13 protein-coding genes are annotated in these 9,183 nt (G+C 68.1%); 6 read left to right on the forward strand and 7 right to left on the reverse strand.

The window, feature by feature from the left end; translation table 11 throughout:
• Positions 1–22: 22 nt before the first annotated feature.
• From EG850_RS07470 to EG850_RS07490, 5 genes are read left to right on the forward strand one after another with little or no spacing between them, the layout of a single operon-like run.
• Positions 23–1,204, forward strand: a complete 1,182-nt coding sequence (locus EG850_RS07470) for a HesA/MoeB/ThiF family protein (RefSeq protein ID WP_124972104.1) — start codon at positions 23–25, stop codon at positions 1,202–1,204.
• Positions 1,201–1,689 carry a cyclic pyranopterin monophosphate synthase MoaC gene (moaC, locus tag EG850_RS07475; protein ID WP_124972106.1) on the forward strand — a complete coding sequence of 163 codons (489 nt, stop codon included), beginning with the start codon at positions 1,201–1,203 and terminating at the stop codon, positions 1,687–1,689. The genes EG850_RS07470 and moaC overlap by 4 nt, the downstream gene beginning before the upstream one ends.
• Positions 1,690–1,691: 2 nt before the next feature.
• A complete protein-coding gene (gene mobA / locus EG850_RS07480; protein WP_235829247.1) occupies positions 1,692–2,282 on the forward strand; it encodes a molybdenum cofactor guanylyltransferase in 591 nt (196 codons plus the stop codon).
• Positions 2,275–2,532 carry a DUF6457 domain-containing protein gene (locus EG850_RS07485; RefSeq protein ID WP_124972110.1) on the forward strand — a complete coding sequence of 86 codons (258 nt, stop codon included), beginning with the start codon at positions 2,275–2,277 and terminating at the stop codon, positions 2,530–2,532. The genes mobA and EG850_RS07485 overlap by 8 nt, the downstream gene beginning before the upstream one ends.
• The gene (locus EG850_RS07490) at positions 2,529–2,765 is read left to right on the forward strand and encodes a MoaD/ThiS family protein (protein ID WP_124972112.1); all 237 of its coding nucleotides are present in this window, start codon (positions 2,529–2,531) and stop codon (positions 2,763–2,765) included. Before EG850_RS07485 ends, EG850_RS07490 begins: the two co-directional genes overlap by 4 nt.
• Before the next feature lie 55 nt (positions 2,766–2,820).
• Here the strand turns inward: EG850_RS07490 and EG850_RS07495 are convergent, their stop codons facing one another.
• From EG850_RS07495 to EG850_RS07525, 7 genes are all read right to left on the reverse strand, one after another.
• The gene (locus EG850_RS07495) at positions 2,821–3,240 is read right to left on the reverse strand and encodes a molybdenum cofactor biosynthesis protein MoaE (protein WP_124972114.1); all 420 of its coding nucleotides are present in this window, start codon (positions 3,238–3,240) and stop codon (positions 2,821–2,823) included.
• Positions 3,237–3,587 carry a hypothetical protein gene (locus EG850_RS07500; RefSeq protein WP_124972116.1) on the reverse strand — a complete coding sequence of 117 codons (351 nt, stop codon included), beginning with the start codon at positions 3,585–3,587 and terminating at the stop codon, positions 3,237–3,239. Before EG850_RS07500 ends, EG850_RS07495 begins: the two co-directional genes overlap by 4 nt.
• A gap of 95 nt (positions 3,588–3,682) precedes the next feature.
• Entirely contained in the window at positions 3,683–4,279 is a 597-nt protein-coding gene (locus EG850_RS07505) for an isochorismatase family protein (protein WP_124972118.1), read from the reverse strand.
• Between the two features lie 63 nt (positions 4,280–4,342).
• Positions 4,343–5,701, reverse strand: coding sequence for a D-alanyl-D-alanine carboxypeptidase/D-alanyl-D-alanine-endopeptidase (locus EG850_RS07510; protein WP_185714979.1), 1,359 nt, complete (start codon positions 5,699–5,701; stop codon positions 4,343–4,345).
• Positions 5,702–5,761: 60 nt separating this feature from the next.
• A complete protein-coding gene (locus EG850_RS13655) occupies positions 5,762–6,382 on the reverse strand; it encodes a YbfB/YjiJ family MFS transporter (protein WP_124972122.1) in 621 nt (206 codons plus the stop codon).
• On the reverse strand, positions 6,379–6,891 hold the full coding sequence (locus EG850_RS13660) for a YbfB/YjiJ family MFS transporter (RefSeq protein ID WP_124972124.1): 513 nt from the start codon (positions 6,889–6,891) through the stop codon (positions 6,379–6,381). The genes EG850_RS13655 and EG850_RS13660 overlap by 4 nt, the downstream gene beginning before the upstream one ends.
• 22 nt (positions 6,892–6,913) lie before the next feature.
• Positions 6,914–8,065 carry a flavin-containing monooxygenase gene (locus EG850_RS07525; RefSeq protein WP_124972126.1) on the reverse strand — a complete coding sequence of 384 codons (1,152 nt, stop codon included), beginning with the start codon at positions 8,063–8,065 and terminating at the stop codon, positions 6,914–6,916.
• Between the two features lie 63 nt (positions 8,066–8,128).
• On the opposite strand from EG850_RS07525, the gene EG850_RS07530 reads away from it, so the two are divergent.
• The gene (locus tag EG850_RS07530; protein ID WP_124972128.1) at positions 8,129–8,950 is read left to right on the forward strand and encodes an SDR family oxidoreductase; all 822 of its coding nucleotides are present in this window, start codon (positions 8,129–8,131) and stop codon (positions 8,948–8,950) included.
• The last annotated feature ends 233 nt before the right edge of the window (positions 8,951–9,183 follow it).

Genomic DNA, 9,183 nt, shown 5'->3' on the forward strand with positions numbered 1-9,183 from the left:
CCACGCCAGGTAGCGTTAGCGCATGCCTGTTGACGACTCCGCCGTACCCGGCGCCCAGTTGCGCCACGCGCGCCTGCTCGGCTATGGCGCGCCGGCGGTAGCACGGGCCACAGGCGCGCGCATCGCGGTCGTCGGCGCCGGTGGACTCGGCTGCCCGGCGTTGCGCGTACTCGCCTCGGCTGGTGTCGGCGAGCTCACCATCATTGATGACGATGTCGTCGAGCGCTCGAATCTCGCGCGGCAGACGCTCTACACCGAGGCAGACATTGGGACGCCCAAGGTCGACGCGGCGATCGGCGCGCTCAGGGCGGCAGCTGCTGGCGTTGACCTGGTTGGTAAATCGATGCGCATCGATGCTGCGACGGCCGTGGATGCGCTTGCTCACGCCGATCTCGTGCTCGACACCACCGATGATTGGCCGACGCGCTACGCCATCGCGGATGCGTGCAGTGAGCTGGGGGTGCCGCTCGTGTGGGGGTCGGTGCTCGCCTGGGACGGCATGCTCACGACACTCTTGCCGGGCGGCGCCGTGCTGGATGATTTGGCTGAGCGAAGTGCGCAGCTCGCGGCGCCCGCGCGTGATTGTGCGAGTGCGGGGGTGTTTGCACCGCTCTGTGCCGAGATCGGTGCGGCGATGGCTGGCGAAGCGTTGCGCCTTGCTGCCGGGCTCGATGCGGTCATGGCCGGACGCGTACGCATCTGGGATGCCCGCCGCGGTACCGTGCGCGACCTCCCCCTCAGCCCCGCCGACTCCCCCGCACCTGGTCGATCGAGCGACACCCCCGCACCTCGTGGGTCGAGCGACGCCCCCTCCCCTGGTTGGTCGAGCGATGCCGTGAGGCCCTCGAACGGTAGCCGAAGGCGTATCGAGACCACAACCTCTATCCCTCGCACCACCCTCGCTGACCTCGCACCCGGCACACTCATCCTTGACGTGCGCCCCGCCGCACAACCCGCGCTCGATGTCGACAACGCCATCGACTATCAGCGTGCCTCACTCGAGCACCTCGCCGCCGCCAACGCCGACGGCACCCTTGACGAACTCATCCCCCTCGACCGTCCGCTCGTCGTCGCCTGCGCCCTCGGCCCGCGCGCCCGCCACGCCGCCGAACTTCTCCGCGCGGCAGGCGCCGATGCACGCGTGCTCGACGGCGGCATCCCGGCACTTGCCCCACACATCACGACCCAGGAGCCATCACGATGACCCAGTTCACCCACCTCGACGACGCCGGCCGCGTGCGCATGGTCGATGTCACCGAAAAGCAGCCGACAGTGCGCTCAGCCACGGCTCGGGGCTTCGTACGCTGCGGCCGTGAGGTCGTCGCCGCACTCGCCGACGGCGCTGTGCCCAAGGGTGATGTGTTCGCGCTCGCGCGCATCGCCGGCATCGCCGGTGCGAAGAAGTGCGCCGAACTGCTGCCACTCGCGCACGTCATTGGTGTGCACGGCGCGGTCGTCGATGTTGAGCTCGTCGAGGGCGGCGTCGAACTACGCGCGACGGTGCGCACCGCCGACCGCACCGGTGTTGAAATGGAAGCGCTCACCGCGGTCTCAATCGCCGCGCTCTCGGTCGTCGATATGGTCAAGGGCATCGACAAGTCGGTCGCGATCGAGCGCATCGAACTCATCGCGAAAACCGGCGGCCGCTCCGGTGATTGGCACCGCAACGACGTTTCAGCCGAGGGCTAGTGATGCAACGCGCGGCGATCATCCTCGCCGGCGGTCGCGGCTCGAGGCTCGGCGGCGTTGACAAGGCGAGCGTGCGACTCGGCGGCGAGCGCCTCATTGACCGCGTGCTCGCCGCCGAAGTCGCGGCGCTCGAACGTATCGTCGTCGGCGAGGTCACCGAGGTACCGACCGCGCGAGTCATCGCTGAATCACCGCGTTTCGGCGGACCAGCGCTCGCCGTCGCCGCGGGGCTCGGGGCGCTCGGCACCGACGCCGAGCTCGTCGACGTGCTCTCCTGCGATTTCGTGCATCCCGAGCTCGTCGTCGCCGCGCTCGATAACGCAGGCACCGATTTCAACGGCGACGGACTCGTGCTCGTCGCCGAGGGCCGGATGCAGTGGCTCGCCTCGCGCATCCGGGTCGCGCCCCTGCGTGCCGCACTCGCTGAGGTACAGCCCGGAGACTCGCTCCGACAGGTGTTCGCCGCGCTGCGACTGCAGGAAGTGTCGGTGCCAGCGGAGGTGACGGCCGATTTCGATACGCTGGCCGACATTGAGGCGGCTGGCGCGCAGCTGCCAGCACCGCACCGTGAAGGGATGAACCGAGATGCCTGAACTTCCCGAACACCTCGCCGAGTGGGTCGAGATCGCGGCCCCCGCGCTTGGACTCGAGGCCGAGGAGGTACCAATCGCTGAACTCCTCAGCCTCACCGGCGTCGTCGCCCACGGGGTGGTGCGCCCGGCCGCGCCGGTCACCTCGTTCCTGCTCGGTCTCGCGCTCGGCCGCGGCACGATTGACTCGGCCGCAGCCGGGGATGCGCGCCTGCGCGAACTCGTCGCCGCGTGGCAGGAGCGCGGCAAGTGACCCACCGCATCCGATTGTTTGCGGCGGCGGCGGCAGCTGCCGGTACCGAAGAGACTTCGAGTGCGGCAGCGAGCATCGCCGAGTTGCGCGAGGAGCTTTCCACGCGCTTCGGGAGGGAGTTTGCCGGGGTGCTCGCGCAGTGTTCGCTGCTCGTTGACGGGGTACGGACCGACTCGGGGGCGCTCGCCGAAGGCGCGCAAGTGGATGTGTTGCCGCCGTTTGCGGGTGGGTAGGCCTCTTGGTTGGTCGAGTAGCGAAGCGTATCAAGACATCGAGACCCCGCCCGTCCTAGCTGATCCCCACCCAATTCGTGGTGCCGTCGGCGGCGTGCTGCCGCTTCCACACGGGGAGCTCGTGCTTTACGCGCTCGACCAGCTCGCGGCACACGTCGAACGCCTCAGCCCGATGCGCACTCGACACGCAGGCCACAATCGCCGCATCGCCCACGACGAGCGAACCAATGCGATGGCTCACCGCGATGCGCAGCTCGGGGCGGTCAAGATCCCCCGCGATGCGAGCGAGCACCTCGGGGGCAGAGGGATGCGCCGAGTACTCCAGCCGCGTCACCTCCCCGGTCGCCCCCGGGTCGTGATCTCGCACGATGCCCAGAAAACTCGCCACCGCACCGGCGCCAGTGTGCTCGACAGCGGCGAGGTGCGCGGCAAGATCAAGCGGCTGCTCGGCAATGACCGCGATCTCAACCGTCACAGGGGATCCTCCACCACATCGCCGAGGGCGCGCCACACGGCCCTCGTGAGTTCGGGATGCTCGAGCCCGATCGTGCGGAAGATGCGGGCGTCCACGGCATCGGCGTTGCGACGATGCTCAGCGGCATCGTCACGCACATCGTCTTGCAGCAACCGTGCGAGCGCATACTCGGCAGTCAGCCCCTCGGCCGCGAGCGCATCATCGCGCAACGAACGCACCACATAGTCGTCGATCTCGGGGAGCTCAGCGAACACCTCGGCCGGGTCCTCGCCGCGCCGCACGCGCCGCTCAACGATCGTGCGCCGCTCAGTGGCGGCAAGATCGCGCAGGTGGGCGAGGTCGGTCACGTCAGCACTCCAAGGAAATCTCTCGCAACCCGGATGCGGGCCGCCTCGGAATCGTACTCGGCCGACGCGTCCCGCGCACGGGGCCCGCATGTGGCTTAGGGCTCGGGCACCTCGGAGCGCACCGCATCGCTGTCGGCAACTTCGCCGCCCGCCGCGCGTACTTCCTCGAGCGCGGCCTCCCCCGCGGCCGCCGACACCGGTGCCGTGAGATCGGCGAGCACCCGCACCGAGAATCCGGCCGCGAGCGCGTCCAGCGCCGAAGCCCGCACGCAGTGGTCGGTCGCGATGCCGACGATATCGAGCGCATCCACATCGCGAGCGCGCAGGGCGTCGGCGAGCTTGCTGCCGTCGTCGAGTTCGCCCTCAAATGCCGAGTAGGCGGGCACCCCCATGCCTTTGCGCACGTGGAGATCGATGTGGTCGGCCTCAAGCCCGGGATGATATTTCGCGCCGTGGGTGTCGGCAATGCAGTGCGGTGGCCAGGTATCGACGAAATCGGGATGTTCGGAGATGTGGCCACCGTTGTCGCTATTGGGGTCGTGCCAATCGCGCGAGGCGGCGACGAGGTCGTAGCTTCCGGTGTGGATGAGTTCGGTCACGCTGCGGGCGACCTGCGCGCCGCCATTGCAACCGAGCGCACCACCCTCGGTGAAGTCGTTTTGCACGTCGACAATGAGTAGGGCTCGAGTCATACGGGCAGTGTTGCGCACGCGCCTCCGAATCGGATGCAGATCACTCGCGAATCCGCACCGGCCCTAGTTGTTCGAGAGCGACGTGCCGCAGGCATACACGGCGGTGACGATCTCATCGAGGGCTGCGCGGTTGCCGAGGTTCACCGGTGTCGTCGACCCGGCGTCACGCTCGACAAAGAGGGCAAAGCGCAACGTTGTGCCATCGGGCAGCTCCGCCCAGCCGGCAAGCGCGTAGATCGCGTTGATGAACCCGGTCTTCGCTGCAATGGCACCGGCGGGGATGCCGAACATCCGGTCTTTGAGCGTGCCCGAGAGCTGGTTCTGCGGGAGCAGTTCGCGCAGCCCCGAAAGTTCAGGTGAGGTTTGGATGAGGTCGAGCACCTCGAGGAGGAGTGTCGCATTGGCTTGGTTGTCGGGTGAGAGCCCCGAGCCGTCGGCCCCAAAGAACGCGCTCACATCGAGGCCGACCGCGGCCAATGCCTGTTGCTGGGCCGCGTTGACCGCACCGAAGTCGTTGCCGACACCAAGCTCGATTGCGACGAGCCGAGCGAGGGTTTCGGCGATGACATTGTCGCTGTCGAGCAGCATGACGCCGACGAGTTCCGAAACCGGCGGTGACCACACTTCGGCGATCGGTGCGGCCCCCGGCATCGGTGCGACGCTCTCGCTCAGCGTGGCCCGGAGCGCGCCCGCGAGCGCTGCACCAGCATCGCGTTCAGAGGTGGTGGTGCGCGTGGAGTATTGGTCGTTCGGATTGCGGCGGCCTGCATCGACCATGAGCGCAGAGATCGGCGCGATGTAGCCGTCGACGCGGTCGATGTCATCCCAGGTCGGTTGCCACGCGGCCCCCGAGAAGAGCGAATCGTCTGTGCCGACGATGCTCGCGCCGCCCGCGCCCTGCACTTGGGCTGCGAGATCGCTCATGCCCGCCGCATCCTGGTAATAGCTCGTGGCCCCCGAGCGCAGGGTCGGATCCCCACCACCGACGAGCACGACGCTCCCGGGCACGTCTCCCGGCACCACCCGAGTTGGGAAGCGGGTGTCTGGCCCGAGCACCGTCATTGCGGTGACGGCGGTGATGAGTTTCATCGTGGATGCGGTGGTCACCGCCGTGTGCGGCTCGCGCTCGAAGAGCACTTCGTCGGTCTCAGCGTTCACGATGACACCGCGGAAGTTGAGTGCCGCCGGGGCGTTGATTGCCCAGTCGACCGAGCACATGCGCGCCTCGGTCGCTGGGAGCGCTAGGGCCGGAGCGGCTTGCGGTTCGATGAGCACTGCCGGCTCCAATGGCGCGGGAGGCTCGGGCTTACGCAGGGCTGCGGCCACGCCACCACCGCCAGCGATGCCGAGCGCGAGCGCACCAACAAGCATCCCCGCGAGCGCCACCACGCCGAGACGTCGCGGCCGTCGCTGCCTGCTCATCCGCATCCTCTATCTGCCCCGATACTGCCAGCGGCAATAGTAGCCGGGGCCAGCGACACCTCAGTCGGTTGCGCGGCGCGGACGGAGCGAGAGCACGAGGCCGATGGCGAGGAGGAAGGCCGCACCATTGATACCCGCGGCAACCGCGAATGCCCCGGTGTAGCCGCTGCCGACGAGCGGCAGTACTGCGAGCGGCCCGAGCAATTGGCCGACGCTGTAGAGCGCGGTGAGGCGCGCGGCGGCGCCCTTGACGCCGAGGTTGATCATGCCGGTCGCGAGCATGACTGCGGCGATGAAGGTGCCGCCGAAGAGCGCCGCTGACAGCAGGGCTGCGACCATGCCGCCGATGACGACGGGCAGGAGCGCGGCGATCGTCTGCAGCCCGAGCACCATCGCGAGCGCGATGGCGGGGCTGAAGCGATCGGCAATGCGGCGCCAAATCGACGTCGACGGCACTGCGACAAGGCCCGCGACGACCCAGAACCAGGGACCAAGCACATCCGAGACCTCATCGTTGACGAGCACGACGAGGAAGGTGCCGAGGATGATGTAGCCAGCGCCCTGAAGCCCGTACTGAATAAAGAGGAGCCACCACGAGGTGCGCAGGCGCGGTACGACCGGCTGGCCCATCGATTGTGGGCGCGGCAATTCTCCCGGGGTCGGGTCGAACCGCCAGATCACTGAGATTCCCACGGCAGCGACGCCGTGAGGCCGCCAACGACGCCGGTGAGCGCGACGCCGGCACCGAGGCCCGCGTAGACGACACCCGGATCAAACCCCTCAGCGCGACGAGTCGCCACCGCCTGCGCCACCGCGACAAAGGCAATGGCGCTCGCGAGTCCGGCGATGAAGCGGGCGACAAACCAGACCTCCTGCGAGGGCAGGGTCATGAGCACCATCGTTGCCGCGAGCGCGAGCAGCGCAATACGGAATGGCCAGGGCCGCTGCAGCGGCCGCCCCACGAGCATGATGAGTGCGCCAAGGAGGTACCCGCCGTAGTTCGCGGAGGCGAGCGCGGCACCGGCCTCGCGGGTGATCGCGTCTTGCGCGGTCATCGCGCCGAGCGCCGGGGTGAAGACGAAGCGACCGATCCCCATGGTCGCGGCGAGGGCGAGTGCCCCCTGCATCGACATCAACCACGACGTTCCGCCGCGGGGTGCGCCGGCAACGCTTCTTTGCGTTTCGCTCATCCTGGCGAGGCTAGCACCGCGGTTACCCCTTGGCGGCGGCCTCCTTCCGAGCCATTCGGGCGATTTTCCGGGCGTCCAAGCGGAACTCACGGAACATTCCGCTAATGGGATTGGTGAAGCCGGTAAACCACAGGCCCGGCGCGTGCGGCGCGGTGTGGCCGCCGCGCACAATCGGCAAGCCGGATGCATCCAGCAACGCCAGGTGCCCCACGAGCGGCTCGAGGTCGGCCCGATAACCGGTGGCGAGCACGACCGCATCGGGGGTGAGGCGCGTGCCATCGGCAAGCACGGCCTCAGCGCCATCGAAACCGGCGAGCGCTGCGACCGGCGTCACCCGGCCGTCGCGAATCGCGTCGACAATGCCGACATCTTGCACCGGGATCGCGCGATCTCGGCGTACGCGGGTGAGGAGGCCCTCTTCCGGCCGGGCTAGGCCGTGCGGTCGCAGGTCGGGGATCGTGAGCCGCTGCATCCCGGCCGCGATGCGGTTCGCAATCGCTGTCGGCACGTGGCGGATGAGGATGCCATTGTGCGCGGCGGTCCACCAGCCGGTCGCCCGGCGCACGATATGCGGCGGCGTGCGCACGGCGAGCTGCACCTTGGCGCCGTGCTCGACGAGGTCGACCGCAATCTCCATCCCCGAGTTGCCGGTGCCGACGACGAGCACTCGGGTGCCTGCGAACTCGGCGCCATTGCGATAGTCGCTCGAGATCAGGATGCGGCCGGTGAAGCTCTCGAGGCCCGGCACGTGTGGCGGCACGAGCGTGCGGTTGTAGCCGGTCGCAACGACGACGAACGGTGCGCGTCGGGTCACGCCGTCGGCGCAGTCGAGCGCCCAGACCGCATCCTCGCGGCTCAGGCGTTCGACCGTGACACCCTGCTCAATGTCGAGCCCGAGGATGCGCGCATAGCCGCGCAGATAGCGCGCGACATCGTCACGGGTGACCCAGCGGCCGAAGCGACGCGGGATCGGCAGTCGCGGCAAGTGCGACAGCTCGCGCGGGGTGTGCAGGTGCAGGCGATCGTAGTGTCCGCGCCACACGTGACCGGGCTCGGGGCCGTGATCGAGGATGCGCGCCCGCAAGCCCGCGTGATCAAGTTCGGCCGCGGCGGCGAGGCCAGCTGGGCCTGCGCCGATGACGTAAACATCGGGAGCAGTGTCGTCGTTGCGCACTCCGTCAGGTTACGCCGCGGCAGATGCAGGCGACCCGAAACTTCGCGCCGATACGCTCGCGACATGAGCGAACACGCAGGCGCCAACACGACCCCGACGAGTCGGAGCGGGCGCCGCAAGCGCACCGCGATTGTCACCGGCGCCGCGGGCGGCATCGGCTCCGCCACCGTCGCACGATTGTTGCGCGCCGGGTTTCGCGTCGGGGCCTTCGACGTGGATGCGTCGGGGCTCGAGCGACTGCGCACCGAGGTACCGAACGCTGACCAGCTCATCACGGGCATCCTCGATGTCACCGATGAGTCGCAGTGGCGCGAGGCGCTCTCGGCGGTGGTGGGCGAGCACGGGAAGCTCGATGTGCTCATCAATAATGCGGGCATCCTCGCCGCCGGAGCATTTGAAGAGATCGACTTCGCGCGCCAGCGTCGCACGCTCGAGATCAACGCGACCGGCACCATGCTCGGATGCTTCACCTGTCACGATGCGCTCGCGGCGGCGCAGGGCACCGTGATCAATCTCTGTTCGGCGTCGGCGATCTACGGCCAGGCCGATCTCGCGAGCTATTCGGCCTCGAAGTTCGCGGTGCGCGGGCTCACCGAAGCGCTCGACTTGGAATGGGCGCCGCAGGGCATCGCGGTGCGCGCGGTGTGGCCGCTCTATGTTGGCACGGGGCTACTCAATGGCGTCGATATTGCGTCGACCCGCGGACTCGGCGTAAAGCTCGTGCCTGATGATGTGGCACGCACCATCATCGGTATCGTGCGGCGGCCGCAACGCGGTGGCGTGCATCACTCCGTTGGGTTTCAGGCAACGTGGATGCGGGCGCTCGCCCAGGTCTCGCCCGATGCCTTCTTGCGATTGATTAATCGCCGGGTGGGTGGGCGCTAGCTGCTGGCGTCGTCACTCCGGCCACTGTGCAATCTAGGGGCACCGTGCAATCTGGAGGCACTGTGCAATTGTCGCCACCTCACTAGCGAAATGCACAAATTGCCACCGGCAATTGTGCACTGTTCCAAGTTAGTTGCCGAGGCAACTGTGAACATGTTCTAGCCCTGACCGTATGTTCAGGACTAAGGTTTTGGGGCTCTTCGGAATCAAGGGTGTAGGTGGGGTCTGAATCC

The organism is Gulosibacter macacae (assembly GCF_003865375.1).
Taxonomy (GTDB): Bacteria; Actinomycetota; Actinomycetes; order Actinomycetales; family Microbacteriaceae; genus Gulosibacter; species Gulosibacter macacae.

What these genes read in the sequence shown, in the direction of transcription:
- EG850_RS07530 (WP_124972128.1), top strand. Translation starts at nt 8,129, where the DNA reads ATGAGCGAACACGCAGGCGCCAACACGACCCCGACGAGTCGGAGCGGG.
- EG850_RS07510 (WP_185714979.1), bottom strand. Translation starts at nt 5,701, where the DNA reads ATGAGCAGGCAGCGACGGCCGCGACGTCTCGGCGTGGTGGCGCTCGCG.
- mobA (WP_235829247.1), top strand. Translation starts at nt 1,692, where the DNA reads ATGCAACGCGCGGCGATCATCCTCGCCGGCGGTCGCGGCTCGAGGCTC.
- EG850_RS07505 (WP_124972118.1), bottom strand. Translation starts at nt 4,279, where the DNA reads ATGACTCGAGCCCTACTCATTGTCGACGTGCAAAACGACTTCACCGAG.
- moaC (WP_124972106.1), top strand. Translation starts at nt 1,201, where the DNA reads ATGACCCAGTTCACCCACCTCGACGACGCCGGCCGCGTGCGCATGGTC.
- EG850_RS13660 (WP_124972124.1), bottom strand. Translation starts at nt 6,891, where the DNA reads ATGAGCGAAACGCAAAGAAGCGTTGCCGGCGCACCCCGCGGCGGAACG.
- EG850_RS07470 (WP_124972104.1), top strand. Translation starts at nt 23, where the DNA reads ATGCCTGTTGACGACTCCGCCGTACCCGGCGCCCAGTTGCGCCACGCG.
- EG850_RS07485 (WP_124972110.1), top strand. Translation starts at nt 2,275, where the DNA reads ATGCCTGAACTTCCCGAACACCTCGCCGAGTGGGTCGAGATCGCGGCC.